The sequence below is a fragment of the Mesorhizobium vachelliae genome (assembly GCF_033977325.1).
GTDB classification, from domain to species: Bacteria; Pseudomonadota; Alphaproteobacteria; order Rhizobiales; family Rhizobiaceae; genus Mesorhizobium; species Mesorhizobium vachelliae.
The window spans coordinates 223,471-249,810 of the sequence record NZ_JAVIIR010000004.1 but is presented as its reverse complement, the minus strand read 5'-3'; the positions used below and the strand labels follow the sequence as shown (position 1 = coordinate 249,810).

29 protein-coding genes are annotated in these 26,340 nt (G+C 63.7%); 14 read left to right on the top strand and 15 right to left on the bottom strand.

Going from position 1 to position 26,340, the window contains the following annotated elements:
* Nucleotides 1-65 precede the first annotated feature (65 nt).
* Nucleotides 66-794: a hypothetical protein gene (locus tag RFM41_RS11445; RefSeq protein WP_320245312.1), complete on the bottom strand. Its 729-nt coding sequence runs from the start codon at nt 792-794 to the stop codon at nt 66-68.
* A gap of 59 nt (nt 795-853) precedes the next feature.
* On the opposite strand from RFM41_RS11445, the gene RFM41_RS11440 reads away from it, so the two are divergent.
* Entirely contained in the window at nt 854-1,249 is a 396-nt protein-coding gene (locus RFM41_RS11440) for a DUF6949 family protein (protein WP_430708735.1), read from the top strand.
* 19 nt (nt 1,250-1,268) lie between these two features.
* Entirely contained in the window at nt 1,269-1,796 is a 528-nt protein-coding gene (locus tag RFM41_RS11435; protein WP_320245311.1) for a gamma carbonic anhydrase family protein, read from the top strand.
* 27 nt (nt 1,797-1,823) lie between these two features.
* Here RFM41_RS11435 and RFM41_RS11430 read toward each other — a convergent pair whose 3' ends face one another.
* The 4 genes from RFM41_RS11430 to RFM41_RS11415 form a co-directional block, all read right to left on the bottom strand.
* Complete coding sequence (locus RFM41_RS11430) at nt 1,824-2,402, bottom strand: ankyrin repeat domain-containing protein (RefSeq protein ID WP_320245310.1); 579 nt, start codon at nt 2,400-2,402, stop codon at nt 1,824-1,826.
* A gap of 220 nt (nt 2,403-2,622) precedes the next feature.
* A complete protein-coding gene (locus RFM41_RS11425) occupies nt 2,623-3,228 on the bottom strand; it encodes a transglutaminase-like cysteine peptidase (protein ID WP_320245309.1) in 606 nt (201 codons plus the stop codon).
* A gap of 234 nt (nt 3,229-3,462) precedes the next feature.
* Nucleotides 3,463-4,080, bottom strand: coding sequence for a PilZ domain-containing protein (locus RFM41_RS11420; RefSeq protein ID WP_040999862.1), 618 nt, complete (start codon nt 4,078-4,080; stop codon nt 3,463-3,465).
* Between the two features lie 172 nt (nt 4,081-4,252).
* Complete coding sequence (locus RFM41_RS11415) at nt 4,253-4,891, bottom strand: PAS domain-containing protein (protein ID WP_320245308.1); 639 nt, start codon at nt 4,889-4,891, stop codon at nt 4,253-4,255.
* 427 nt (nt 4,892-5,318) lie between these two features.
* On the opposite strand from RFM41_RS11415, the gene RFM41_RS11410 reads away from it, so the two are divergent.
* The gene (locus tag RFM41_RS11410; RefSeq protein WP_320245307.1) at nt 5,319-6,059 is read left to right on the top strand and encodes a rhomboid family intramembrane serine protease; all 741 of its coding nucleotides are present in this window, start codon (nt 5,319-5,321) and stop codon (nt 6,057-6,059) included.
* Nucleotides 6,060-6,191: 132 nt separating this feature from the next.
* Nucleotides 6,192-6,623, top strand: coding sequence for a CBS domain-containing protein (locus RFM41_RS11405; RefSeq protein ID WP_320245306.1), 432 nt, complete (start codon nt 6,192-6,194; stop codon nt 6,621-6,623).
* A 47-nt stretch (nt 6,624-6,670) separates the two neighbouring features.
* On the opposite strand, the gene RFM41_RS11400 is transcribed toward RFM41_RS11405, so the two are convergent.
* Complete coding sequence (locus tag RFM41_RS11400) at nt 6,671-6,943, bottom strand: YjhX family toxin (protein WP_320245305.1); 273 nt, start codon at nt 6,941-6,943, stop codon at nt 6,671-6,673.
* A 373-nt stretch (nt 6,944-7,316) separates the two neighbouring features.
* Between RFM41_RS11400 and gatB the strand changes: the two genes are divergently transcribed.
* The 3 genes from gatB (at nt 7,317) to RFM41_RS11385 (ending at nt 10,142) form a co-directional block, all read left to right on the top strand.
* Nucleotides 7,317-8,819: an Asp-tRNA(Asn)/Glu-tRNA(Gln) amidotransferase subunit GatB gene (gene gatB, locus RFM41_RS11395; RefSeq protein WP_320245304.1), complete on the top strand. Its 1,503-nt coding sequence runs from the start codon at nt 7,317-7,319 to the stop codon at nt 8,817-8,819.
* 2 nt (nt 8,820-8,821) lie between these two features.
* Complete coding sequence (locus tag RFM41_RS11390; protein WP_320245303.1) at nt 8,822-9,316, top strand: GNAT family N-acetyltransferase; 495 nt, start codon at nt 8,822-8,824, stop codon at nt 9,314-9,316.
* A gap of 127 nt (nt 9,317-9,443) precedes the next feature.
* On the top strand, nt 9,444-10,142 hold the full coding sequence (locus RFM41_RS11385) for an AIM24 family protein (RefSeq protein ID WP_320245302.1): 699 nt from the start codon (nt 9,444-9,446) through the stop codon (nt 10,140-10,142).
* A gap of 51 nt (nt 10,143-10,193) precedes the next feature.
* On the opposite strand, the gene panC is transcribed toward RFM41_RS11385, so the two are convergent.
* Both panC and panB read right to left on the bottom strand, forming a co-directional pair.
* Nucleotides 10,194-11,045 (bottom strand): pantoate--beta-alanine ligase, encoded by an 852-nt coding sequence (panC, locus tag RFM41_RS11380; protein WP_320245301.1) that lies wholly within the window; start codon nt 11,043-11,045, stop codon nt 10,194-10,196.
* A complete protein-coding gene (gene panB, locus RFM41_RS11375) occupies nt 11,042-11,881 on the bottom strand; it encodes a 3-methyl-2-oxobutanoate hydroxymethyltransferase (protein WP_320245300.1) in 840 nt (279 codons plus the stop codon). Before panB ends, panC begins: the two co-directional genes overlap by 4 nt.
* 279 nt (nt 11,882-12,160) lie before the next feature.
* Here panB and RFM41_RS11370 point away from each other — a divergent pair, with 279 nt between their 5' ends.
* From RFM41_RS11370 to RFM41_RS11360, 3 genes are all read left to right on the top strand, one after another.
* Nucleotides 12,161-12,559 (top strand): NADH:ubiquinone oxidoreductase subunit NDUFA12, encoded by a 399-nt coding sequence (locus tag RFM41_RS11370; RefSeq protein WP_320245299.1) that lies wholly within the window; start codon nt 12,161-12,163, stop codon nt 12,557-12,559.
* Between the two features lie 127 nt (nt 12,560-12,686).
* Nucleotides 12,687-13,304, top strand: a complete 618-nt coding sequence (locus RFM41_RS11365; RefSeq protein WP_320245298.1) for a DUF2155 domain-containing protein — start codon at nt 12,687-12,689, stop codon at nt 13,302-13,304.
* 61 nt (nt 13,305-13,365) lie between these two features.
* Complete coding sequence (locus RFM41_RS11360; RefSeq protein WP_320245297.1) at nt 13,366-13,755, top strand: hypothetical protein; 390 nt, start codon at nt 13,366-13,368, stop codon at nt 13,753-13,755.
* Here the strand turns inward: RFM41_RS11360 and aat are convergent.
* The 6 genes from aat to RFM41_RS11330 all read right to left on the bottom strand — a co-directional run bounded on the left by aat (nt 13,746) and on the right by RFM41_RS11330 (nt 19,101).
* A complete protein-coding gene (aat, locus tag RFM41_RS11355; protein WP_320245296.1) occupies nt 13,746-14,363 on the bottom strand; it encodes a leucyl/phenylalanyl-tRNA--protein transferase in 618 nt (205 codons plus the stop codon). The two genes, RFM41_RS11360 and aat, sit on opposite strands and share 10 nt — an antisense overlap.
* A gap of 12 nt (nt 14,364-14,375) precedes the next feature.
* Nucleotides 14,376-15,719 (bottom strand): acetyl-CoA carboxylase biotin carboxylase subunit, encoded by a 1,344-nt coding sequence (gene accC, locus RFM41_RS11350; RefSeq protein ID WP_320245295.1) that lies wholly within the window; start codon nt 15,717-15,719, stop codon nt 14,376-14,378.
* Between the two features lie 19 nt (nt 15,720-15,738).
* Entirely contained in the window at nt 15,739-16,209 is a 471-nt protein-coding gene (gene accB, locus RFM41_RS11345) for an acetyl-CoA carboxylase biotin carboxyl carrier protein (protein WP_320245294.1), read from the bottom strand.
* Between the two features lie 26 nt (nt 16,210-16,235).
* Nucleotides 16,236-16,670 carry a type II 3-dehydroquinate dehydratase gene (aroQ, locus tag RFM41_RS11340; RefSeq protein ID WP_320245293.1) on the bottom strand — a complete coding sequence of 145 codons (435 nt, stop codon included), beginning with the start codon at nt 16,668-16,670 and terminating at the stop codon, nt 16,236-16,238.
* 131 nt (nt 16,671-16,801) lie between these two features.
* The gene (locus RFM41_RS11335) at nt 16,802-17,629 is read right to left on the bottom strand and encodes a DsbA family protein (RefSeq protein ID WP_320245292.1); all 828 of its coding nucleotides are present in this window, start codon (nt 17,627-17,629) and stop codon (nt 16,802-16,804) included.
* A 59-nt stretch (nt 17,630-17,688) separates the two neighbouring features.
* On the bottom strand, nt 17,689-19,101 hold the full coding sequence (locus tag RFM41_RS11330) for a M48 family metalloprotease (protein WP_320245291.1): 1,413 nt from the start codon (nt 19,099-19,101) through the stop codon (nt 17,689-17,691).
* A gap of 184 nt (nt 19,102-19,285) precedes the next feature.
* On the opposite strand from RFM41_RS11330, the gene RFM41_RS11325 reads away from it, so the two are divergent.
* Together RFM41_RS11325 and RFM41_RS11320 are read left to right on the top strand one after the other, a co-directional pair.
* Nucleotides 19,286-20,434, top strand: a complete 1,149-nt coding sequence (locus RFM41_RS11325) for a pyridoxal phosphate-dependent aminotransferase (protein ID WP_320245290.1) — start codon at nt 19,286-19,288, stop codon at nt 20,432-20,434.
* 5 nt (nt 20,435-20,439) lie between these two features.
* Complete coding sequence (locus tag RFM41_RS11320) at nt 20,440-21,369, top strand: glutaminase (protein ID WP_320245289.1); 930 nt, start codon at nt 20,440-20,442, stop codon at nt 21,367-21,369.
* Between the two features lie 92 nt (nt 21,370-21,461).
* On the opposite strand, the gene RFM41_RS11315 is transcribed toward RFM41_RS11320, so the two are convergent.
* Nucleotides 21,462-24,416, bottom strand: coding sequence for an Rne/Rng family ribonuclease (locus RFM41_RS11315; RefSeq protein ID WP_320245288.1), 2,955 nt, complete (start codon nt 24,414-24,416; stop codon nt 21,462-21,464).
* 92 nt (nt 24,417-24,508) lie between these two features.
* Here RFM41_RS11315 and RFM41_RS11310 point away from each other — a divergent pair, with 92 nt between their 5' ends.
* Both RFM41_RS11310 and RFM41_RS11305 read left to right on the top strand, forming a co-directional pair.
* The gene (locus RFM41_RS11310) at nt 24,509-24,646 is read left to right on the top strand and encodes a hypothetical protein (RefSeq protein ID WP_320245287.1); all 138 of its coding nucleotides are present in this window, start codon (nt 24,509-24,511) and stop codon (nt 24,644-24,646) included.
* Between the two features lie 417 nt (nt 24,647-25,063).
* On the top strand, nt 25,064-26,317 hold the full coding sequence (locus RFM41_RS11305; RefSeq protein ID WP_320245286.1) for an N-acetylmuramoyl-L-alanine amidase: 1,254 nt from the start codon (nt 25,064-25,066) through the stop codon (nt 26,315-26,317).
* Nucleotides 26,318-26,340: the final 23 nt, after the last annotated feature.

Sequence of the window (26,340 nt, the reverse complement as noted above, 5' to 3'; positions counted from 1 at the left end):
GCCAGCCGGTATTTCCGGCCGCCAAGGCGAGGCCTGGAGCCCAGTAGGCGATTAAACTGGAACTGTCAGTGGCCCGTCTTCAGGATGTTTGCCACCTTTGCGGCGATCGCCGCGTCGAGCGCCGGCCAATCCGCCAGCAGCTCGCGAGGAAAACGATAGGTGAGGCTGAGATCGTCGCCGACCTGGATGTCGCGCTCGCAGGGCGCTAGTGATTCCTCCGCGCTCGGACCGCTCAGGCAGCGGGCGACGAACGGATCCTTGCCAGCGCGCTCGGCAACGGCCAGCATCTCGTTGAGATAGCCTGACTTTTCCGTGAAGGTGTAAATCGTCGTGCCGCCTGGACCGGGCGTGCCCGGCTTTTCGATCAGGGCGCTGTAGATCGGTGCGAAGCGGCCGCTCATGTCGCGCGACATCATCCGCGGCTCGAATGACAGGAAGATGATCTTCCTGGTCGTCGTGTGGTTGAAGTCGTCGCGCGAGGCCGTGCTGTAGCCGTCCATCTCGGGATAACGCAGATAGAGATCGAGCCGCGAGGCGATGCCGTCGCGCCTGGCCTGGTCGAAGCGGATGAAGTTAGCCGGCACGCTGATCAGGTTGTTGCCCATGACGATCTGGCGCACCGTCGTATCGTCCGTATAGCCGGCCATGGCGATCGACCGTCCGAGCCATTTGCCGCCGACGCTGATCGCCACCGAAAGCAGCGCCAGCGCCGCGAAGATGTAGAAGACCCGCTTCATCAGGGTCGAATCGACGACCTCGAAGTCCGGGCTCTCGGCAGTCGTTGCGTCTTTCATTCCTTCTTCCTCGATCCGCCCATCTGTCCTTCGGCGGCACAGCCGGCGCGGCATGGCTCTTGCAGCGCGTTGGCACGACTGTGCGTTTTCATGGTAAACGGTTGGTAAATATGGATCCCATTGTGCTTGTTCTTTACGCGTTTGCGGTTGGCGTCACGGCTTGCGGGCTGGCCGGGTCGGCCATGGAACTGTTGTCAGGCCGGCGCCTGGCCTTTGCCGAACCCTATGTTTCGCCTGTCCATATCCTGCGTTCGCTGGCGGCAACGGCTTGCGCCGGGCCGTTTATGCTCGCCAACGAGGCTTTGGCCGCCCGCCGCGAAGGCCGGATCGGCACGATGGCGCTCTTGTCCTGCGGCTGCACTGCAATCGCCTGGGCACTGGCGCTCGGCGTCGTGCTGATCGCCATTGCATCATGGGCGACCGCCAACCTAGGGTCTTTCGAATTCGCTGGTTGAGACGAATCGGAGACGAGAAATGCCGATCTATGCGATCGATGGGAAGGCGCCTGAGTTCGAGGACGCCGATACGAACTGGATCGCGCCGGACGCCACGTTGATCGGCAACATCCGGGTCGGCCGTAATGTCGGCTTCTGGTTCGGCGTCGTCATCCGCGGCGATGGCGAGCCCATCACGATCGGTGCCGACACCAATGTGCAGGAACATACGATCATGCACACCGATCCGGGCTTTCCGCTGACCATCGGCGAAGGCTGTACGATCGGCCACAGGGCGCTGCTGCATGGCTGCACGATCGGCGACAACAGCCTGATCGGCATGGGCGCCATCGTGCTGAACGGCGCCAGGATCGGCAAGAATTCGCTGGTCGGCGCCGGCGCCCTCGTGACGGAAAACAAAGTTTTTCCGGACAATTCGCTGATCGTCGGCTCGCCGGCCAAGGTGATCAGGACGCTGGACGAAGCGGCGATAGAGCGGCTGCGCGTCTCGGCCGCGCACTATGTCGCCAACGCTAGGCGCTTCAAGGCCAAGCTGAAGGCCGTGTGACGACGGCGGCAGCGTCTCCGCACGTCTTCATCCGCGGCGGCTGTTCATCGCTTCGCGCAGCAGAAAAGCGCCGGCTTCGAAACCTGCCTCTTCCACGCCTTCCAGCGCCGTTTCGTAGTCGTCGATACGGGTCCTCAGGGACGGATCCGCGCCTGAGAGCAGCAGGAGACGGATCGCCTCGGCGTCGCGCCGGGACACTGAATAGTGGAGGGGCGTCCAGTCGTTCACGCCGCGCATGTCCGGGTCCGCGCCATGCTCGAGCAGGATACGGACGACATCCAACCGGTCCGGCCGCTCCGTCGACAACGCCGCAATGATTGAGGGAAACCCGGCAGGATCATCGTAATTCGGGTTCGAGCCGGCATCGAGAAGCGCGCTGATGAACGTGGCCGGGCTCCAGTAGATCGCATATTCCAGCGGATGACCGAGGCCGAGCTCGAACGGCATCCGCTCGTCGAACCAGCGTGCTGAGCCGCCGAGGGCGAGACCCAAAGCTGCGAAATCCCCGGCCTTGAAGGCGCCGTCTATAGCCATGAACAGCCGGTGTCTGGCGCCGCGATCCTCAGGGAGTTCCAGCATCGCCTTCATTCGCAATGAACGAGCCATTCTGCTCTGATCCGCCTCGGCGTGGAAGGGCGTCGTCAGCAGTGCGGCGCCGATCGGTTGCAGCGGGTGGGCTCGGCCCGAAATAGCGGAGCCGGCCCCGGGGACAGGGGCCGGCTCCTAAAACCCGGTCGTTGGGGACGGGGAGGGTGGGGACTCGACCGGGCTTTCTCCTTGGGCACGTCGCTACATCACGGGCGACGTACCCGATCGCTTTGGCGTCTCAGCGGACGCTGGCGACCGCGTCCTCGCGGCCGTCGTTGATCGTCACCCAAACACCCGAGTTCTCAGTCGATTGACGCTTGAGATAGGTGTAGGCCGTGTCGTTCCAGGCGAGCACTTTCGGTTCGAGATTGTCGAGGATGAATTCGCCGAGGCTGGTGCGCACCGTCAGCACCGCATGACCGTCGCCATTCGGCTGGCGCACCACCGTCATCAACAGATCGCCGGCAGGCACACCCGCGGCCATCAGCTCGCGGCGCTTCTCCAGTCCGTAATCCTCGCAGTCGCCATAGCCGTTGTCCGGATAGGCCCAGTATTCCTCGTCGCCGTAGTTCTCCATGTCAGTGCGCGGCTTGATGCGGGTGTTGACCGAATTGTTGACGTTGATGATCGTCGCCCACAGCTTGCGCGTCAGCTCGACCGGCGGGCCCTTCGGCGTCCGCTCGTTGCATTCGGCCGGGATGCGCTGGCAGAGATCGTAATGACCGACCGGCTGGGTGGTGCGTCCGCCCGTATGCATGAAAGCCGGTCCCGCGCTTGCCGTGCCCCACGCCGACAGCTGCATCGCCATTGCCAAGAGCAACAGCTTGCCCCTCGTCATTTTCATTGTGGTAGTCTCCCCGTTTGAAGGAGACTGTGCCACGTTGGGATTTATTTGACGCAAAAACCCGAAGTAGATATTGAGTAAAACGCCAGTAGAATAAGCATAAAATTTGAACTATCGCGATTTCGGATTGTTCAGATTTGCGAGGCTCCTGCGGCGCTGAGCGGCCGGGCTAAAACCAGGCAACAAAAAACCGGCCGCCGAGGGCCGGTTCGCTTCGCTTGCGGTGAGCTTATGTCAGGAGCGCGGCGCGTTGAATTCCTGGTCGAGGGTTTCCGGCCGCTGGATGACCGCGAATTCGATGGCGACGCCGTCCTCGAAATGGCGCACCACCTGGCCGCGCATCGTGCCCAGCATGACCTGCACGCCGATGGCCGGCTTGACGTCGATCTCGATTGCAGCGCCCGAGAGCGACAGGTCGATGATGCGGCACTGATACTGGCGCCCGTCGGTAAGCTGCAGGACGCTCATCGGATTGCGCGGCGCCACGCGCTCGTGGCGGCGGTCCTCGGGCAGGTCGAGCTCATGCTTGTTGGCAAGCCAGGTGAGCTGCGCGGCGAGCTTATCCTTCTTGCGGTCCGAGGCGATGACGGTCATGGCGAAGCCGTCCTGCGACGTGCGCGTTACGATGCCTTCGACACGACCGATATGGTCGATATAGGCGATGACCTTCTCGCCCGGCTTGCCGATACGGTCCGTGCGCAACGCAACGTTGCCTGGCGACATATCGATCACCTGGCATGGATGCTCGGTGCGGTCTTCCAGCATGAAGCGCCCGTAAATCTTGACGCGGACACGCTGAAAATTGCGCCGCTCAGCTCGTGACGGCGCATATTCTACCGCCGCTGACCTCATGACTGCCTACACCCCGTTGGCACTCCGCGCGATGATGCGAGGAATTTCACCCGAAAACTACAGCAAAGCAGGTTAACAAACGGGAAAAATCGGCCGTGAAAGCCTGGACCCGGGGCCTCGCGCGACGCGGAAAATCAACCGCGGGCGAGGAGCAAATCCGGCGCGGCCAGGCTCACTCGTGACGCCCGCCGTCGAGGACGACGAGATGGCGGATGCGACGCACGCGGCCGAGCGCCGAAATGGTCTCCGGAGGATCGAATTCGGCCGGAACGAGCGAGGGGACGTCGATCGCCGGACGGTTCTTCAGGAACATCGGCTCCTTGTCGGGGTCTATCACCCGGATCGTATCGATGAGCGCGTCGGCGATCGGATCGGCGCCAAGCCAGAAGGGCTTGTCGGCCGTGCTGATTATGCCGAGGCAGCGCTGGTTCTCGGCGCCCCCATCCAGCGGCAGCGCCAGGAGCTCGAATTTGTTGGAGCGGCCGTTGCGGCTGAACCCCTCATAGGTCATGAGCAGGACCGACTTCTGATCGAAAACGCCTTGCATGAGCCGTGACACCAGCCGCTGATCCTTCTCGCGCCACAGCGAGGGGAAGGAGAAGCCTTTGAGCTCCCGGCCGTAATAGGCGCAGAGCCTTGTGCCGGCCAGCCGGAACACCGCTTCGCCGCGTGTATCGCGCTCGAGGATGAAAGTGTCGGCCAGAAGCGACTTGATGTCGGCCGGCTCCACCTCCGATCGCTTCGGGGCGAGGCGACCATCACGCAGATGGTTCCAATATTGGAACAGCGCGATTGATCCTTTTTCTTTCATGTCCATTCCGCTCCGCACAATCTGTCTTTTGATGTCCCATCGGCGAACAGACAGGGCGCCCTCCGATGACCTTCATGCGGTGCGGAGCAGGATGCGTGCCAGTATCGTTAACGTTTGTTCACGCCTCGGGGTCGTTAAGGTTAACAAGTGGTTTACATTGCGCGCCGCCGAGGCCTGTGGCACACCAAAATCACTCCAAAACGGTCGTTTCAGCAGCGACCGGCAGCACTTCAGTCACGGGTTTATGGGGAGCAGGGGGACTCGACCGGCCGTTCAGGGAAATCCTGGACGGCCTTCTTTTTGATTCGTCCCTGTTCTGATTCGCCCCTTTTCCGTACGCGCGCTGTGGCGAATAGCCGTTTGTGATTCGAAAGGGCGTGATCTACATGCTCGTCGAAAATCCCGAGTCCCGGACCTGCAAGGCTGCATGAGCGAGCCCGTAAGCCCCACTGAAAACGAACCGCTGCCGGAAGAGGAGGCTTCCGAGCCGCCGCGCCGCGAACCCGTGTTCAACCTGCCGCCGGTTGTGCTGGCGGTGATCGGCATCTGCGTGGCTGTCCACCTGGTGCGTGTCTATCTGCTGACCGACGACCAGGATTTTGCCCTGCTCGTCCGGGCGGCCTTCGTCCCCATTCGCTATTCCGGCCGATACGACCTTGATTTCTATGCTTTTTCCAGCCCATTCACCTATGCCTTCCTGCATGGCGGCGTGGCGCATCTGCTGATCAACATGATCTGGCTTGCCGCTTTTGGTTCGCCTTTGGCCAATCGATTTGGCACGTTGCGCTTCGCGTTGTTCTTCGCCGTGACGAGCCTTGCTTCGGTAGCGCTCTTCTGGGCGTTGCATCCGCTTGGCGAGGTGCCGCTGGTCGGTGCGTCGGGCGCGATTTCCGGCATGATGGGCGCGGCGGCGCGCTATGGCTTCCGCGTCGACCGATCGTCCGGCAGGGCGGCCTTCGCCGGCGAGCCCTTGCCGATCGCGGCGGTATTGCGCTCGCGCGGCGTCATGACCTTTCTGGGAGTCTGGATGGTCATAAATCTCGCCACGGGTCTGCTCGGCTTCGCGCCGGGGATCGAAGGCCAGATCGCCTGGGAAGCGCATATCGGCGGCTTCGTCGCCGGCTTTTTCGGGCTGCGTTTCTTCGACCATCCGCTGGCTGCGACCTAGTCCTTAGGCGCACTTGAAATGCAACCAATGACGGCGCACCATGTTGCCTAAGCACCCCGTGTCTTCCTAAGGGCGCCGGGGCTCAAAAGCCGGTTGTGGCGGGAGCCGGCGTCAAAGGCTGTGGAGGACGCCATGACGGTTAAGGCAATTCTTGAAAGCAAGGGCCATGACGTGTTCACGCTCGGGCCTAATGAGAAACTCAGCGAGGCCATTCGCATGCTGGCCGAGCACAGGATCGGCGCGCTCGTCATCACCAATGGCGACCGAAAGATCGTCGGCATTCTCTCGGAGCGCGATATCGTCAAGGTCGTGGCCAAGGAGGGCGCCGCCGCGCTCGACATCGCCGTGCGCTCGGCAATGACTCCGAAGGTCAAGATCTGCAACGAAAACCACACCGTCAACGAGGTGATGGAGATCATGACGAGAGGCCGCTTCCGCCACCTGCCGGTGGAAAAGGCCGGTCTGCTCGACGGCATCGTCTCCATCGGCGACGTGGTCAAGCGCCGCATCGAGGATGTCGAGCGCGAGGCCGAGGAGATCAGGGCCTACATCGCCACCGCCTGAGCAGGCGGGAAGGTGCCGCCGGTGTTTCCGGCCGGCGGCATTTGGCATCAGCGGTTGTCGAGCTCGGCGCGGACCAGTTGGAGCCCGCGTCGGGTGATGCGGTAAGGGCCGCCATCCGTCGAGGAAACCGCTTTCTTGCGCCTCAGCTTCCGAAAGAGCTTCAGGTCGAAGCCCGGATAGCGCCAGCCGTCGCGGGTCAGGCACTGGACCGAGGCGATCTTCCTGCTCTCGTTCTTTTCGATTTCGATACGCCCGCCCTGCGCGAGCAGGTGCAGGATGCGCTGTTCCCCACAGCGCCGCGCGTCCTCTTGGACGCGCAAAGGACGCTGTGGCGCTCTTAATTTGGCGCATGATCCTTTCCGAAAATCGGGTCCGATTTTCGGGGTCATGCGCTGCGCTAAATGTCCATTGGAGAAATTCCCGGGAAAAACAACAAAAGCCGCCGCCGCGAGGCATCGCGGCACGGGGTTTCAGGTTTTTCTGCCCTGCCTCGCTTAGGAGGTCAGGGCTTCACCGGGACTGAGCGTAAGTGGACATCCACTCTCCATTGCGGTGGATGCTTCTTAGGCGAAAGCGCAGGAAAAGGCCAGCGGACGGCTTTGCGCTTGTCTCGCCGGGCGGTTTGCACTAGCGAAGTTGCGCGCCCAAATGTGCATTAATGCAATTCCGAGAATTCTAAGTTCGTAGGCTTCCATGAGCATCATCGACACCCGCACCCCCGACGCGAAACGTCTGATCCCCGGCGCCACCGGCGATTGGGAGATCATCATCGGGCTCGAAGTGCATGCGCAAGTGATCTCGGAGGCAAAGCTCTTCTCTGGCGCCTCGACGGCGTTCGGCGCGGCGCCCAACGCCAATGTCAGCCTAGTCGACGCAGCGATGCCCGGCATGCTGCCGGTCATCAACGAGGAATGCGTCAAGCAGGCGATCCGCACCGGGTTGGGCCTGAAGGCCGCGATCAACCACAAGTCGGTCTTCGATCGGAAGAACTATTTCTATCCGGACCTGCCGCAGGGCTACCAGATCTCGCAGTACAAGCAGCCGATCGTCGGCGAAGGCAAGGTGATCGTCTCCGTCGGGCCCGACCGCCAGGGCGAGTTCGAGGATATCGAGGTCGGCATCGAGCGCCTGCATCTGGAACAGGATGCGGGCAAGTCGATGCATGATCAGCATCCGACCATGTCCTATGTCGACCTCAACCGGTCCGGCGTGGCGCTGATGGAGATCGTCTCCAAGCCCGATATCCGCTCGGCCGACGAGGCCAAGGCCTATGTCACCAAGCTGCGCTCGATCATGCGCTATCTCGGCACCTGCGACGGCAACATGGACGAAGGCTCGCTGCGCGCCGACGTCAACGTCTCGGTGCGCCGTCCGGGCGGCGCGTTCGGCACGCGTTGCGAGATCAAGAACATGAACTCGATCCGCTTCATCGGCCAGGCCATCGAATATGAGGCGCGCCGGCAGATCGCCATTCTCGAGGACGGCGGCAAGATCGATCAGGAGACACGCCTGTTCGACCCGGCCAAGGGCGAGACGCGTTCGATGCGCTCCAAGGAAGAAGCGCATGACTATCGTTATTTCCCGGATCCCGACCTTCTGCCGCTGGAGTTCGATCAGGCCTATGTCGACGCGCTCGCCAAGGACCTGCCGGAACTTCCCGACGACAAGAAGGCGCGGCTGGTCGATGTGCTCGGCCTTTCGGCGTATGACGCTTCGGTGCTGGTTTCGGAAAAGCCGATCGCCGATTATTTCGAGAAGGTGGCGACGGGGCGCGATGGCAAGCTCGCCGCCAACTGGGTCATCAACGATCTCCTTGGCCAGTTGAACAAAGCCGGCAAGGACATTGAAAATGCTCCGGTTTCGCCAGAGCAGCTCGGCGCCGTTCTCGACCTGATCAAGGAAGGCACCATCTCCGGCAAGATCGCCAAGGACCTGTTCGAGATCGTCTGGAACGAAGGCGGCGATCCGCGTGAACTCGTCGAGAGCCGCGGCATGAAGCAGGTCACCGACACCGGCGCCATCGAGAAGGCCGTCGACGAGGTCATCGCCGCCAACCCGGACAAGGCCGAGCAGGCGCGCGCCAAGCCGACCATGGCCGGCTGGTTCGTCGGCCAGGTGATGAAGGCGACCGGCGGCAAGGCCAACCCGCAGGCGGTCAACGACCTGGTCAAGGCCAAGCTCGGCATCGAGGGCTAGCGATGTTCGTGCGGACGGCGAGCGAACGCGATCTCGCAGCCGTCCGAGCGTTGCTGGTCGAGACTTGGCATGCCACTTACGACGCGATCTACGGCGCCAAGCGGGTAACTGAAATCACCGATGACTGGCATTCGATCGCTTCGCTCAAGGCGCGGCTGACGCGCCCGAATTCCGAGTTCCTGGTGGCCGACGACGGCAAGCGGCTCGGCGGCATGGCCTTCGCCGCCACCACCACCACCACCGACCCGAAGATCGTCCTTTTGAACCAGCTCTATGTGCATCCGGCCTGCCAGCGGCAGGGGATCGGCCAGTCGTTGCTCGACGAAGTCGAAGCCAGTTTTCCGGAGATGGACATACTGCGCCTCGAAGTCGAAGAGGCAAATGCCGTGGCGATCGCCTTCTACGAGGCGAACGGGTTCCGCCAGGCCGGCAGGACCGCAGATTGCGGCGGCAATTCGGGATTGCCCGCCCTCATCATGGAGAAGGGCCGCCGCTAGATCGGCGGCGAGCCCCATTCATCGCGCGGTTTTGATTTGATCGCGTCGTGCGCGCGATCAAGGCTGCTCCGCGCCGGCGTCGCACCCTCCATAAGGCAGGGGCGTCGTCCGCAATTGGGGGATTGCCATGCCGAGCTTGCCGGAACTGATGCCGACCGAGGTGTCGGACGAGACTTTTGGCGGCGTGACCTATCACGTCGCCAGCGAACTGGTGCCCGTGCTGTCGGTCGATGTGACCAACATGCCGGTCTATTTCGAGCACCACATCCTTTTGTGGAAGAACACCACGATCACCATCGGCCTGAAATCGCTGAAGGGTGCGCTGAAGCGCATGATCGCCGGCATGCAGATCTTCGTCACCGAGGCGTCCGGCCCGGGCGTCATCGCCTTTAGCCGCGACGGACCGGGCCATATCGTGCCGATCCATCTTCGCCGCGGCGAGGAGATCCAGGTGCGCGAGCACCAGTTCCTCGCCGCGACCGCCAGCGTCGACTACACCTTCGAACGCGTGCGCGGGCTGGGAACGATGCTGTTCGGCCAGAGCGGCTTCTTCATCGACCGCTTCCGCGGCGAGACCGGCGACGGCATCGTCTGGCTGCATGGCTACGGCAACGTTTTCGAGAAGGCGCTGGCGCCCGGCGAGACCATCGACGTCGAGCCCGGCGGCTGGCTGTTCAAGGACGCGTCGGTGAAGATGGATACGAGGATCGACCGGCTTTCCAGCGGCTTCTTCGGCGCCGCCATGAATTTCGTCGTCAATCGCTTCACCGGGCCGGGCCGTGTCGGCATCCAGTCGATGTACCTGCATATGCCGTCGGAAGAGTAGGCTGGAGCAATTCCAAGTTGCGCCCTGCGTACGCTGATCGGCAAGGATCGCTCAGGCGGAGGGGATCTCCACATTGTCGATCAGCCGCGTCGTGCCGAGCCATGCCGCCGCCAGCACGCGGCCGTCACGGCCCCGCTGCCACGGTTCGAGCGTGACGCTCGTGCGGGCGGCGACATAGTCGACCTTTTGGAAGCCTGCTGAGACAAGCGCCTTTGCGGTATCCCCGGTAGCGCCGGCCTCATCCGCGCCGGCTGAAAGCGCTGCCGCTGCGCGGCGCAGGATCAGGTTGAGCTTGCGCGCGATCTCGAGCTCGCCCTCGCCTAGGTAGGCATTGCGCGACGACATGGCGAGACCGTGGGCGTCGCGCACCGTCGGCGCGCCGACGATCTCGACGGCCAGGTCGAGATCGCGGCAGAGTTGCCTGACGACGCAGAGTTGCTGGTAGTCCTTCTCGCCGAACACGGCGCAATCGGGCGCTGCCTGTAGCAAAAGCTTGGCCACCACGGTCGCGACGCCGTCGAAGAAACTTGGCCTGAAGTCAGTTTCCAGCCCACGGGAGGGGCCGCCCACTGAGATCTTGGTGGCGAAGCCGGCGGGGTACATTTCGCTCACGCCTGGTGTGAAAGCGAGATGCGCGCCCGCCTCCCGCAACCGGTCGAGATCCCGCGCCAGTTGGCGCGGATATTTGTCGAGGTCTTCCGTCGGCGCGAACTGCGTCGGATTGACGAAGATCGACACGACGCAGCGCTCGGCCCGTTCGAGTGCGATCCTGATCAGCGAGATATGGCCGTCATGCAGCGCCCCCATCGTCGGCACCATGGCGACCTTGAGGCCTGCCTGCCGCCAGTCCCGGACCTGCGCCCGAAGGGCGGTGACGCTGTCGACGACGATTGGCGCGTTCATGTCTTGTCCTTGCCGGAAGCCGTCGTGAAGACATGGCCGGGGCCGGGGAAAGCGCGGCTCCGCACCTCGGCGGCGTAGCGCGCCGCCGCATCCGCTATCGCGCCGCGCAAGTTGGCGTATTCCTTGACGAATTTCGGCACACGGTCGACGGTCATGCCGACCATGTCGTCGATCACCAGGATCTGGCCGTCGCAGTCGGCACTGGCGCCGATGCCGATGGTCGGTATGGAAACGTGATGCGTCAGCTTCGCGGCCACGGCCTCCATCGTGCCCTCGATGACGACCGAGAAGGCTCCGGCTGCTTCCACCACTTCGGCATCCCTGAGCAGGGCAGCAATATTGTCCTGCGTCCGGCCCTTGATCTTGTAGCCGCCGTCCTTCTCCACCGATTGCGGCTGCAGGCCGATATGACCCATGACCGGTATTCCTTCGGCGACGATCGCCGCGATCTGGGAGGCCATGTCGACGCCGCCTTCGAGCTTCACGGCCTGGCAGCCCGTTTCCTCGACAATGCGCTTCGCCGCCGCCACCGCCTGTGCCGGCGAGGCCTCATAGCTGCCCGCCGGCATGTCGACCACCACGCAGGCCTTGGCCGAACCACGCATCACGGCCTGGCCGTGCGCGATCATCATCTCCAGCGAGGCGCCGAGCGTGGTGGCATGGCCATGCAGGACCATGGCGACGCTGTCGCCGACCAGCAGCAGGTCGACATGTGGATCGAGCAGGCGGGCGATCGGATAGGTATAGGCGGTGAGGCAGACGATGGGCACGCCGCCCTTGCGGCGGCGAATGTCTTCGGCGCTGATCCGGCTGTCGGCGGACGGATCCCGGGTCAATCGTCACCTCCCTAGAGCATGATGCCGAAAAGTGTGTAGCGGTTTTCGGGCGACATCATGCTCTATCTCTTCGATCTAGGCGCGCGCCCGAAACGGGGCGGGCCGAGCTTTAGAAAGACGGGCCGCGCTTGGCAAGCGGCGCTGCCGCCGGTAGTAGCGGTGCATCGATTTAGCGCACGAAGCATTTACATTCCGGGCGCGGCAAAACCCTTGCCTTCGCGGTGGCGTGACGCCATAAGCAGGGGAAAGGCAGGAGCCGCTGCCGCCGCGAGGATCTGGATGAAAACTTTCCTGCTGCAGTTTTTCACCTGGTGGAACAGCCAGACGCTCGGCACCCGCTTCCACACCTGGCGCTTCGGCAAGCGGGTCGGCGAGGACGAAGCCGGCAACGTCTACTATGAGGGCGGCGTCGATTCGGAGGGCCGCACCCGCCGCTGGGTCATCTATCGCGACTATTCGGAAGCCTCGAAGATCCCGCCCGGCTGGCATGGCTGGATCCACCACCGCGTCGACACCGCTCCCGCCAGCGAAAACTACAAGCCGCGCGAATGGCAAAAGCCGCATCAGGCGAATCCAACCGGAACGCCGTCGGCCTATCGGCCGAAGGGTTCGATCCTGACCAACCAGCATCGCCCGCAGGTCACCGGCGATTACGACGCCTGGACGCCCGGATCGTAATCCGCGTCCACGACGCCGCTTCGGTCCTTTGTCGCCACAATTGGCATTTAGCTGCTTGCTGATAGCGCAGCCTCGATTAGCCTTGGGCGTTGAGAGAATCACCCGGGCGCAACCACCGGTATTTTGCATGAGCGATCCAGAGCAATTCCAGGAAAAGTGCGCAGCGGTTTTCCGTCCGGAATTGCGTTCCTGGATTCCAAGCTACACCTCAAGGGCGCTGATCGCGGCGACGTCCCTTCTGCTTGCTTCGACGGCAGCCTTCGCCGCCGCGCAGGCGCCGGCCGCCGCGCCCGCGGCCTCCGACCGCATCACCAATCCGGTGGCCGAGTTCGCCGGCATCGACAAGATCACCGGCCGCATTATCACCTTCGATGTCTATATCGACGAGACCGTGCAGTTCGGCGCTTTGCAGGTGACGCCTCGCGTCTGCTATTCGCGGCCGGATACGGAGCAGCCCAAGACCGATTCCTTCGTCGAGGTCGACGAGATTACGCTCGACCGCAAGATCCGTCGCATCTTCACCGGCTGGATGTTTGCCGAAAGCCCCGGGCTCAACGCCGTCGAGCACGCCGTCTATGACGTCTGGCTCAAGGGTTGCAAGCAGAAGTCGGACGTGCCGCCGCCGACCGCGGCCAAGGCCGACGCGGCCAAGCCGAAGACTCAGGCCGCCAGGCCCAACGCCCCGGCGCAACCGGCGGATGCCACGCAAGAGCCGGCTGGCGACGAGCCCTCCAACACCAACTGATCTCGGAACCTGCCCGCGCTTGAGCCGTTCCAAATCGGCGACAGGCGAGGAGCATTCCGCGATGACCACCAAACCCATCACCGCCAACAAGCAGGAGCTTCTCAAGCTCGAGAAAGGCTTTTGGACCGGCGATTCCGCCTATTATGAAGCCAATGCCGATATGGAATGCCTGGTAGCCTTCCCGGGAATGGCCAAGGCAATGACTAATGCCGAATTGGCAAAGACGGCCAGCAAGCCAAACCGGTGGCGCGACCTCGATATCAAGCTGAAGGGCATGGTCGAGCCGGGCAGCGATATCGTGATGCTCACTTATGAAGCGCGGGCCACGCGCGAAAATGGCGAACCCTATGCGGCGCTCGTCAGCACCGGCTACGTCCATCGCGCCGACGGCTGGAAAATGATGTTCCATTCCCAAACGCCGATCGAGGCGGCAAGACAAACTCAAGGATAAAAGACGGCTTCGCCCTTCAACGCCTCGGCGAGCATTTTCTCGTACTGACCGCGCGGCACGTCGACGGCGCCGAAGCGCTTCAAATGCTCGGTGGTGAACTGCGTGTCGAGCAGCGCGAAGCCGCGCGCCTTCAGCCGCTCGACGAGATAGTGGAGACAGGTCTTCGACGCATCGGTCTCCCTGGCGAACATGCTTTCGCCGAAGAACACGCGTCCGAGCGAGACACCGTAGAGGCCGCCGACCAGCCGGTCCTCGCGCCACGCCTCGACCGAATGGCAGTGCCCCAGGCGATAGAGCTCGACATAGGCTTCGCGGATCGGCGCGTTGATCCAGGTCGAGCGGCGCTCCTCGCGCTTTTCGGCGCAGCCGTCGATCGTCGCCTCGAAATCGAAGTCGTAGCGTATCTGGAACGGATGCTTGCGGATCGTCTTCTTGAGGCTGCGCGGTGTATGGAAACCGTCCAGCGGAATGATGCCGCGCGTTTCCGGCCGCACCCAGAACACCTCCGGGTCGTTGGCGCTCTCGGCCATCGGGAAGACGCCGGATGCATAGGCCCGGAGCAGCAGGTCGGTCGGAATGCGGTAGCCTGGCGCGTAGGGGCGGGTCATCGCATCCCCGTGCTATTCACCCTTGGCCAGGTATTTTTCCAGCCAGTGGATGTCGTAGTCGCCATTGGCGATGTCGGGATTGCCGACAAGATCGCGGAACAGCGGCAGCGTCGTCTTGATGCCGTCGACGACGAATTCGTCGAGCGCGCGGCGCAGCCGCATCATGCATTCGACGCGGTTGCGGCCATGCACGATCAGCTTGCCGATCAGGCTGTCGTAATAGGGCGGGATCTTGTAGCCAGAATAGACGCCGGAATCGACGCGGATGCCGAGACCGCCGGGCGTGTGGAAATGCGTGATCGTGCCGGGCGAGGGCGCGAAGGTACGCGGATCCTCGGCGTTGATGCGGCACTCGATGGCATGGCCGTTGAACTTGATGTCCTCCTGCCTGACCGACAGCCCGCCGCCCGAAGCGACGCGGATCTGCTCGTGCACAAGGTCGATGCCGGTGATCGCTTCGGTCACCGGATGCTCGACCTGCAGGCGCGTGTTCATCTCGATGAAATAAAACTCGCCATTCTCGTAGAGGAATTCGATCGTGCCGGCGCCGGAATAGCCGAGATCGGCGATCGCCCTGGCGCAGATGTCGCCGATGCGCGAACGCTCCTCGGCATTGAGCGCAGGCGAATTGGCTTCCTCCCAGACCTTCTGGTGGCGCCGCTGCAGCGAGCAGTCGCGCTCGCCGAAATGCACGCCGCGGCCGGCGCCGTCGCCGAACACCTGCACCTCGATATGGCGCGGTTTCTCCAGATATTTCTCGATATAGACGGCGTCGTCGCCGAAGGCTGCGCCCGCTTCCGACTTGGCCGTCTGCAGCGCGACTTCGAGGTCCGCCTCGGTATGTGCCACCTTCATGCCGCGGCCGCCGCCGCCGGCGGAGGCCTTGATGATCACCGGATAGCCGATCTCGGCGGCGACGCGCTTGGCTTCCTTGTCGTCGCTGATCGCGCCGTCCGATCCGGGCACGACCGGAATGCCGAGACGCTTTGCCGTGCGCTTGGCCTCGATCTTGTCGCCCATGATGCGGATATGGTCGCCCGACGGGCCGATGAAGGTGATGTTGTGGGCGGCAAGGATGTCGGCGAACTTGGCGTTCTCCGACAGGAAGCCGTAGCCCGGATGCACTGCGTCGGCGCCGGTGATCTCGCAGGCGGCGACGATCTGGTGGATGTTGAGATAGCTTTCGCGCGAGGGCGGCGGGCCGATGCACACGCTCTCGTCGGCAAGCCGCACATGCATGGCGTCGGAATCCGCGGTCGAGTGGACCACCACCGTCTGGATGCCGAGCTCCTTGCAGGCGCGCAGCACCCGGAGCGCGATTTCGCCGCGATTGGCGATGAGGATCTTCTGGAACATCTCTTGGCTGTTCCCGGCTCTACTCGAGGACCACCAGCGGCATGCCGTACTCGACCGGTTGGGCGTCCTCGATGAGGATCGCCGTCACCGTGCCGGCGCGCGGCGAGGGGATCTGGTTCATCGTCTTCATCGCTTCGATGATGAGCAGCGTCTGGCCTTCCTTCACTTTCTGGCCGATCTCGACGAACGGCTTGGCGTCGGGCGAGGGCGCCAGATAGGCCGTGCCGACCATCGGCGAGGGCACGGCGTTCTTCGACGGATCGGCGGGTGCCGCAGCAGCGACCGCGGCAGGCTGAGCCGCTGCGCCCATCGGAGCGGCTGCGAGCGCCGGCAGCGGCGCTGCAACCGCGTGGACGGCCTGCGACTGGCGCGACACGCGCACCTTAAGGTCGCCGAGCTCGACCTCGATCTCGGTCAGATTGGTGTCGTTCAGAATGCCCGCCAGGTCGCGGATCAGTTGCTGGTCAACACCGGTCTTTTTTATCGACATTTTCGAGCCTTCTGTTTGGGGGCCGGTCACAGGCGTGCCGCCAGTGCCTGCAGCGCGAGCGTGTAGCCGAGCGGCCCGAACCCGCAGATCATGCCGACAGCGACCGGCGCGACCATGGAGACGTGACGGAAAGGCTCCCGCGCGTGGATGTTGGAAAGATGGACTTCCGCGACGGGCAGCGGCGCGATAGAGCGGATGGCGTCGTGGATGGCGATCGAGGTATGGCTGTAGGCGCCGGGATTGATGACAATTCCTGCCGCCTTGTCGCCGGCTTCCTGGATCCAGTCGACCAGATCGCCCTCATGGTTGGATTGGCGAAAATCGATCTCGAGTCCGAGCGCGGCGCCCGCCGCCTTGCAGTCCTCGGCGATGGCAGCAAGCGTCTTGCCGCCATAGATTCCCGGCTCGCGTTTGCCGAGCGCATTGAGATTGGGACCGTTGAGGACGAAAATCGTTTTCAATATGTCGACCTTGTTCTACGCCGGCCCCGAGCCGGCGCACTGGCCTCTATAATGGGCATAGCCGCCCGCGAAAAGAGCGCAAGTGCGTTCTTGCGCTGTCCACAGCGGCCGGCTTTTGCATCCGCAAGCGCTTACAGCGCGCTCTTGGCCTGTTCGATCTTTTCCGCCAGAACCTGCTGGCCGAGCGCTCCGAAGATCACCTCGTTGCCGACCACATAGGACGGCGTGCCGGTGATCGAGAGTTTCGTCGCGAGGTCATAAGTGCGCGACAGCGTTTCGGCGATGCGCGGATCCTTCATCTTCTCGCGCAATGCCGCCTCGTCGGCACCGAGCGAAAGCGCCACCTTGATGGCGGTCGCTTCGGTGGCGCGGCCCTGGCCGCCGAGCAGCGCGGTGTGGAATTCGCCGTATTTCTCCGGATGCATCAGGTGGAAAGCCATGGAGACGACGCTGGCCTTCTGCGAATCCGGGCTGAGGATCGGGAATTCCTTGAGCACGAAACGCAGGTCCGGGTCGGACTTGGTCAGCGCCTGCATGTCCTCGATCGCGCGTTTGCAGAAGCCGCAATTGTAGTCGTAGAACTCGACGATCGTGACCTTGCCCTTCGGGTTGCCGACGACGCCGTCGAAGGTGGAGTTGAAGATCTCATCCTTGGAGTTCTTGATGACGCCGAGGGCCGCGAGCCGCTGCTCTTCCTTCTGCTTGGCCTCGAGCGCGTCCTGGACTTCGAGCAGAACCTCGGGGTTCTTCAAGAGATAATCGCGGATGATGCCTTCTACCTCCTTGCGATCGATCTTGGTGTCGGCGGACGCTTTGTCGTCGGTGGAGGACGTGATCTGCGCCACTTGCACGGTGTCGGCTTTCGCGGCCTGCGAGTTTCCCGCGACGAAGCCGAAGGCCAGCATGCCGAGCGCCACCGCCAGACCGCCAGCACTGCCAAGCAGGATTGCCTTGTTCATGATTATCGATCCTTTTGCCTGTCCCGGTCCGCCTTGGTCGCGGCCAAGCTCCGGGAGGTTCATTTGAGTTTGTTCGATGGCGTGTAGTTTATAATATCCTGGGCGCGGACCCAGCGGGGTTCGCCGCGCTTCAATTTCTGTTGAGCGCGCATGGCGAAGATCTTCGCGTTCTGGTAGTCGCCCGAATAGTAATGGCCCTCGGCGGTGGCGAGATCCGCGGCTGGAACGTCGCCGAGTTCGCCATAAGCCTGCGCCAGAAAACGATAAGCGTCGGAATTCTCTCTGTCTCGCCCGACGCCGTTGTTGAGCTGGGTGACGGCCTTCTTGAGCGAATCGGGTGTACCGACCGCCATCAGCGCCTGGCCGAGGGAGACCAGCAGCAGGCCGGAGCGCGCGGGATCGAGGCTGACCGCCTTGGCATAGGCGTCCGCCGCATCCTTCGGCTTGTTGACCTTCATCAGGATGTCGCCGCGCAACTCCTGGAAATATGGGTTCTTCGGCTGTTCCTTGATCAGCGCCACCGTCTTGGTCAGCGCCGCGCCCGGATTGCCGTAAAGATAGGTCTGCTGCGCGTCGCCGTAACGCGAGGCGAGGCTGGCCGGGTTCTTGCGCATCAGCCGCGCGACGGCCGCCTGGCCCTGCATATAGGCGGCGATCTTGATGCGCATCATGTCATGCCGCTGCTGCAGCGCCGGCGGGTCGACAACGTCGACGAAGGGGCTTTGCTTGACCAGCACTTCGAGGTTGGCGATGCGCTCCTGCGGCATCGGGTGGCTGATCCGGTAAGGGTCGACCTGGGTGCCGGCCAGCGACAGCGCGCTCTGGAAGCGGCCGAAGGTCTTCAGCATGCCCATGCCGGACTGGCCGGTGGCGTTGAGATAGGTGATCGCCGAACGGTCGGCGGTGATTTCTTCGGTGCGCTGGTAGGCAAGGATCGAGCGTTGCGCCATCTCGCCGCCGCCGGCGGCGACGCCCATGCCGGCGCCGGCCAGGCCGCGGCTGTTGGTGGTGGCGCCGGCCACCATGGCGCCGGCACCGAGCAGCGTGGCGATGATGGCCATGGTCTTGGCGCGGTCGAGCTGGTCGCGCAGTTTCTGCTGATGGCCGCCGGCGATGTGGCCGGCCTCGTGCGCGATGACGCCGATGATCTCGTTCGGCGTCTCGGCGGTCACCAGCGCGCCGGTGTTGATGAACAGTCGCCGCCCGGTGACGAAGGCGTTGAAGCTCTGGTCGTTGACAAGGACGATGTCGATGCCGTCATTGGCAAGCCCCGCCGCCTTGAAGATCGGCCGGGCATAATCGCGCACCAGCGCCTCAATCTCGGCGTCGCGCACCACCGGCACGCCTTGCGCCAAGGCGCTGACCGAGCTCGAAACGGCAACAGCGGCGGCAAGCATAAGCGTCGCGAAACCGCGCGCGGTTCGGCTGATGGAGGTCGATTTGCCAATCGATGGGCGGGGTCGGCTCAACATAGGTCCACTGGTAGACGAGCGGGCGAAAGATGAAAAGTCGGCGCCGGCAACTTCCTGCGCGCTTGTGATCCCCACATCAATCGGGCATTTGTGCGGCGCTGTTCCTTTAACTAGGGCAGTTCAAGGGCAAGTCTGCGCCGCTTGCCCCCAGAATTCACGAAATAGGGCAGTTGGAAGAGGTCAAATGGTCGTTTCGCTTTCGCGCCGGGGGGAAGTCGAGCCGTTCCACGCCATGGACATCCTGGCCGAAGCCAACCGGCTTAAGGCCACCGGCGTGCCCGTCGTGTCGATGGCCGTCGGCCAGCCGTCGGATCCCGCGCCGATCGGCGTCCGCGAGGCGGCGGCCGCGGCGCTCAGGCATGGCCGCATCGGCTACACCGACGCCTTGGGCCTGGCCGATCTGCGCAAGGCGACCGCGGCGCATTATGGCGAGCATTACGGGATCGACGTAGCGCCGTCGCGCATTGCAGTCACCACCGGTTCCTCGGCCGCCTTCAACCTCGCTTTCCTGGCCATGTTCGATCCGGGCGACCGCGTCGCCATCGCCGCCCCCGGCTATCCCGCCTACCGCAACATCATGGCCGCGCTCGGCATCGAGATCGTCGAGATCGAACTCGGCACGGATGCCTATTTGCATGCCGAGCACCTCAAAGCCGCGCATCGCGAGAAGCCGCTGAAGGGCGTGCTGTTCGCCAGCCCCGCCAATCCGACCGGCGCGGTCATACCGGCGGAGGAACTCGCCGCGCTGGTGAAGACGGCGGAGGAGCTCGGCATCGCTGTGATCTCGGACGAGATCTATCACCGGCTGGCCTATGCGGCGCCCGATGTCACCGCGCTGGCGCATGGCGCTGGCGTCACGGTGATCAATTCTTTCTCGAAATATTATTGCATGACCGGCTGGCGCATCGGCTGGATGGTGTTGCCGGAAGAGCTCGTGCGGCCGGTAGAGCGCGTCGCCCAGAGCCTCTACATCTCGCCGCCGGAATTGTCGCAGGTCGCCGCGATCGAGGCCTTCAAGGCGACGGAGGAGCTCGAAAAGGTGAAGGCGCGCTATGCCTGGAACCGCGATCTGCTGATGAAGCGCCTGCCGGAGCTCGGTTTCGCGCTCGCAGCCCCGATGGACGGCGCTTTCTATGCCTTCTGCGATGTCACCCGCCACACCAATGACAGCATGGCCTTTGCCCGCAAGATGCTGGCCGAGGCGCATGTCGCCGCCACGCCCGGCCGCGATTTCGACCCGCTGCAGGGCCACCGCACCATGCGCTTTTCCTATGCCGGCAGCCATGACGACATGGTCGAGGCGCTGGCGCGCATCGAACGCTGGCTGAAATAGAAGCCATGCCGGAACTCGAGCAAGCTTTGGCCGAAGTGGCCGCCGAAATGGCGGCGCGCACCGATCGCGGCGAGGTGGCGACCTACATCCCTCAGCTCGGCAAGGTCGATTCGAAGAAATTCGGCATCGCCGCCGTGACCAATGACGGCCGCGTCATTCTGGCCGGCGATGCCGATCAGCCCTTTTCGATCCAGAGCGTCTCGAAAGTCTTCACGCTGACGCTGGCGCTGGGCAAGGTCGGCGATGCGCTCTGGCACCGCGTCGGCCGCGAGCCGTCCGGCAATCCATTCAACTCGATCGTCCAGCTCGAGCACGAGAACGGCATCCCGCGCAACCCGTTCATCAATGCCGGCGCCATCGTCGTCTCCGATGTCCTGCTCGCCGGCCATCAGCCGCGCGAGGCGATCGGCGAGATCCTGCGCTTCATCCAGTTCCTCGCAGATGACGAGACGATCATCATCGACCGCGAGGTGGCGGCATCCGAGCGGGCCACCGGCTACCGCAACTTCGCTCTGGCCAACTACATGAAATCATTCGGCAATCTCCATCACGAGCCCGAGCTCGCGCTGGGTGTCTATTTCCATCATTGCGCGATTGCCATGAGCTGCCGCCAGCTCGCCATGGCCGGCCGGTTCCTGGCCAATGGCGGCAGGAACCCGGCGACGGGGCATTCGGTGGTGTCGGCCGAGCGGGCCCGCCGCATCGGCGCGCTGATGCTGACCTGCGGCCATTATGACGGTTCCGGCGATTTCGCCTTCCGCGTCGGCATTCCCGGCAAAAGCGGTGTCGGCGGCGGCATTCTCGGCATCGTGCCAGGCGTTGCTTCGCTGGCGGTGTGGTCGCCCGGCCTCAACGAGAACGGCAACTCCAAGCTCGGCTCCATCGCGCTCGAGAAGCTCGCCCGGATGATGAACTGGTCGATCTTTGCGCCTTAGAGGCGGCTTTCCGGTCTGCGTGGAAACGAAAAATCCCGCGCCGGATGAGGCGCGGGACTCTTTTAAAAAGCCAGTCTAACGACCTGAAAGGTTTAGAAAAAACCCTTGCGCTGCCACCAGCCGGCGCGCTTCGGCTTTTCCTCGGCCTTCGCCTCGTCGGATACGTTCGAGGACACGACGGGAACAACCGGCGCGTCGATCGACTGCGGCTTGCGCCGCGTCGGATGCGCGTTGGCGGCAGGCTCCGCTTCAGCCGCCGCGGGAGCGGCAGCCTCCGGCTCCGGTTCGGGCTCGACCGCCACGGGCGCGACCTTGGCTTCCGCCACAGGCTCCGACACCGTCTCGGCCACGGTTTCCTCGGCCGCCTTCTTGGCTCGCGAACGACGGGCCTTCTTCGGCTTCTCAACCGCCTCGGCGTCGTCATTGGCGGCCGCGGGAGCGGCAGGCTGCTCGGGAGCGGCTGCCATCGCCGGCTCGCCGGCGGTTTCCTCGCCCTCTGGCGCTTCATCCACGGCGTCCCCGACAGTCTCGTCGGCAGTCGCCTCCGAAGCCTCATCCTCGCGGCGGTTGCGCTTGCCGCCGCGCTTGCCGCGCCGCCGCTTCTTGGCCGAACTGTCCTCGGTTGCCTCGGTTGCCGCCACGGCTTCATCGCCGGCTGTCACGTCCTGGGCTGCTTCTTCGGTCGCATCCGTGGCATCGTCGGTTGCTTCCCCGGCTTCAGCCGGTGCCACCGCATCGCCAGTGTGCTCACGGTCGCGGTCCCTGCCGCCGCGCCGCCGCCGGCGCTTGCGGCGCCTGCGGCCTTCGCCATCGTCGGAGCGCTGCTGGCCCTGCTGCTGCGGTTGGCGCTGTTCGGCCTGGGCCGAAACCTCTTCTTCCTCTTCTTCGACGACGATCTCGTCCTCGGGCTCTTCCGGCTCGACATAGGCGGGCAGGCTGCGCACCTCGACAAAGCCTTCCGGCTTTTCGGCAATGGCGCCGCGGAAGATCGCGTAGTGCTGGGTGCCGAGCGTCTCGTCGGCTTCGATCGTGATGGTCAGGCCGAACCGGGCTTCGAGCTCCACCAGATTGGCGCGCTTGTGGTTGAGCACATAGAGCGCGGTCGCGGCCGGCGTGCGAACGATGATGTGGCTGCGCGAATCCTTGAGCAGGAATTCCTCGATCGCCCGCACCACCATCAGCGCCACGGAGGAATCGGAGCGCACATGGCCGGTGCCGCCGCAATGTGGGCAGGGCTTCATGGTCGATTCCAGCACGCTGGCGCGGATGCGCTGGCGCGACATTTCCATCAGGCCGAAATGCGAGATGCGGCCGACCTGGATGCGGGCGCGGTCGTTCTTGAGGTGATCCTTCAGCCGCTTCTCGACAGAGCGGTTGTTGCGGTTCTCCTCCATGTCGATGAAGTCGATGACGATGAGGCCGGCAAGGTCGCGCAGCCTGAGCTGACGCGCCACTTCCTCGGCCGCCTCCAGATTGGTGTGGAGCGCGGTCTCCTCGATCGAATGCTCCTTGGTGGAGCGGCCGGAGTTGACGTCGATCGAAACCAGCGCCTCCGTCTGGTTGATGATGATGTAGCCGCCGCTCTTCAGCGTCACCTGCGGTTGCAGCATGCGGTCGAGCTGCGCCTCGATGCCGTTGCGCACGAAGATCGGCGTGGTGTCGCGGTAAGGCTGAACCACCTTGGCGTGGCTCGGCATCAGCATGCGCATGAAGTCCTTGGCCTCGCGATAGCCGTCCTCGCCGGAGACCAGGATTTCGTCGATATCCTTGTTGTAGAGGTCGCGCACCGAGCGCTTGATGAGGCTGCCTTCCTCATAGACCAGGGCAGGGGCCGTGGATTGCAGCGTGAGGCTGCGGACATTCTCCCACAGCCGCATCAGATATTCGTAGTCGCGCTTGATCTCGGCCTTGGTGCGGCTTTCACCGGCGGTGCGCAGAATGACGCCCATGCCCTGCGGCACTTCGAGGTCGGCGACGACCTCCTTCAGGCGCTTGCGGTCCTGCGCGTTGGTGATCTTGCGCGAGATGCCGCCGCCGCGCGCCGTATTGGGCATCAGCACCGAATAGCGGCCGGCAAGCGAGAGGTAGGTGGTGAGCGCCGCGCCCTTGTTGCCGCGCTCTTCCTTGACCACCTGCACCAAAAGGATCTGGCGGCGCTTGATGACTTCCTGGATCTTGTACTGGCGACGCACGGGCTTGCGGCGGTTGCGGATCTCCTCGAGCGCGTCTTCGGCGCCGACCGATTCGACCTCGTGCTCGTCCGAATGCGAGGACGAGACATCCTCCAGCATGCCGCGATCATTGTCGCTGGTCGCTGCTTCGCCGCTCTGCTCGGGCTGGTCCGTCAGCGGGACCGCTTCGGAAATCACGTCGGCGTCGACGTTCGCGGCGATCGATGTGGGGCCGCTTTCGGATGGCTTGCCATCCTCGTCGGCCGCTGCGGTCTCATCGCCTGTCTCGGCGGCAGCCTCCTCAGACGTTTCCGACGCGGCCTCGACGGCCTCGGTATTTTCGGCCTGGGCATAGGCGGTCTCGCCGCCGGCATCCTCGCGCTCCGCTGCCTCGGCAGCGGTTTCGTCGCTCGCTATGGCCTCGACCGGGCTTTCCCCGCTTTCAGGCGAAGCAGCGACTTCGGCATCGTGCTTGTGCTCGCCGCGATCGCGGTTCTTGCCGCCGCGACGCCGGTTGCGCCGGCCGCCGCGATCGCGCGCCTGCTGCTCTTCGCCGTTCTCGGCCTCCTCGTCGTCTTCGTCCTCGGCCTCCTGCGCTTCGGCGCGCAGCAGGGCCTGACGGTCGGCGACGGGGATCTGGTAGTAATCGGGATGAATTTCACTGAAGGCGAGGAAACCGTGACGGTTGCCGCCATACTCGACAAAGGCTGCCTGGAGGGAAGGTTCGACCCGGGTTACACGGGCGAGATAGATGTTTCCTTTGAGCTGCTTTTTGTCTTGGGATTCAAAGTCGAATTCTTCGATGCGGTTACCGCGAACGACGACAACGCGTGTTTCCTCCGGGTGGGAGGCGTCTATCAGCATCTTGTTGGGCATTATTTTGTTTCCTGCCGGCAGCCGACGGCCGCAGTTGGCGTGGCAACGCCCGCCGCTGTGCGCCTGTATCTGTATGCATGCCGGATAATTGAATGTCCGCCAGCCGCCGCTTCAGCGCAATGGCGGTGCCGCCCGCAGCCATTATGGCGCGGTTCGATGCGGACCTTTCCATGATTGCGCTTGAAGCCATCGGCACCCAGCAGAACCTTTTGAACCAAAGCCCGGGCTGAGCCGGACCAGCTTGTTTGCTCACGAAGAGCCGGCGCGGGGCAAACCCGGCCGTTTTCCTCACGCAAGCGATTCCCCCGCCACGAGGGCACGCCTGCGAAAATCGTCGCGACCACCTGAGCCTGGAAGGATAACGGAGCCGCCTTTGCATCCGACCTTTGGCAGGAAACTGCTGAGGCGAGCGGTTCCAGGATTGCAGTGATCCAACGTCGCTTTTATGATTTGGCGGGATGGAAGGCAACCCCGATTTCGGATGCCGGCAAAAAGCGCTTCCGCAAGGGAAGGCGCCCTTCGTCGCGCTTCATGAAAGGCTTGGTTAACCTTCTCTGAATACCAATCGTTAATCGAATTGGTGACCTGACAGGCACTCTGCGGGAAGGTCGAGCGCAATGCGTCGGACCGGGAGCGACGGATAAGAGATGGGACCGGTAGGCACTGCGGACAAGAGGGGTAGGGCCGCCGGGCATGTCCTACGCCTGGCCTGGACCGCCTTGCTGGTGACCATCCTGTCCTGTTTCGCCGCCGCGCGCGCCGATACCCAGCTTGGCGCGACCGGCTACAAAATGGCCGGCGACGCAACAAAGATGCGCATCGTCGTGAATTTCGACCGCGAGCCGGACATCAAGTGGTTCCTGCTGCGCGGTCCCAATCGCCTGGTCGTCGACCTGCCGCGTACGCGATTCGCCCTCGATGCCAAGGATGTGAAGCCGCGCGGCCTTGTCCGGGCCGTCCGCTACGGCGATCAGGGGCATGGTTCGCGTTTGATCCTCACCGGCAAGGGGCCTTTCGCCGTCGACAAGCTCGACGTGCTCAAGAATGACGACGGCAGCGGCTATCGCATCGCCATCGATATGTCGGCCGCCTCCGAACGGGAGTTCGACGAAGCTCTCGCCAACCAGTCGCTGACGACCGGTTCGACGGTTTCCAGCGAAAAGGGCGAGCGGGTCGGCACCGGACCGGTCTCCGCGCCTGGCCATCGCTTCACGGTGGTTATCGATCCGGGTCATGGTGGCGTCGACGGCGGCGCCGAAAGCTCCGCCGGCACGGTCGAGAAGGACGTCACGCTCGCTTTCGCCAAGGAGTTGCGCGACAAGCTGGCGGCGGTCGGCAAATACGATGTCTACATGACGCGCGACAACGACGTGTACCTGGCGCTGGACGAACGCGTGCGCATCGCGCGCCAGCACGAGGCCGATCTTTTGATCTCCATCCACGCCGATACGATCGCCGTCAAAGGGCTTCGCGGCGCCACGGTCTACACGCTCTCGGACAAGGCCTCCGATCCGGAAGCCCAGGCGCTCGCCGATCGCGAGAACCTCTCCGACCAGTTCGCCGGCATGAAGATCGAGGACGACAACAAGGAGGTCACCGACATCCTGATCGACCTGATACGCCGCGAAACCCATGGTTTCTCGATGAGCTTCGCCCATACGCTGGTCGGCCAGCTGTCGACCAGCGTCGGCCTCATCAACAATCCGCAGCGCTCGGCCGGATTCAAGGTGCTCAAGGCTCCCGACGTGCCGTCGGTTCTGGTCGAGCTTGGCTACCTCTCCAACGTCAAGGACGAGGCGCAATTGCTCAACGCCGACTGGCGCGGCAAGGCGGCGCAAAGCATAACCAACGCCGTTGCTTTGTTTGCCGCGGCCAAGGCCGGAACAGCGACGGGTGGCTGACCCGCCGCACCTGCCCACAACCG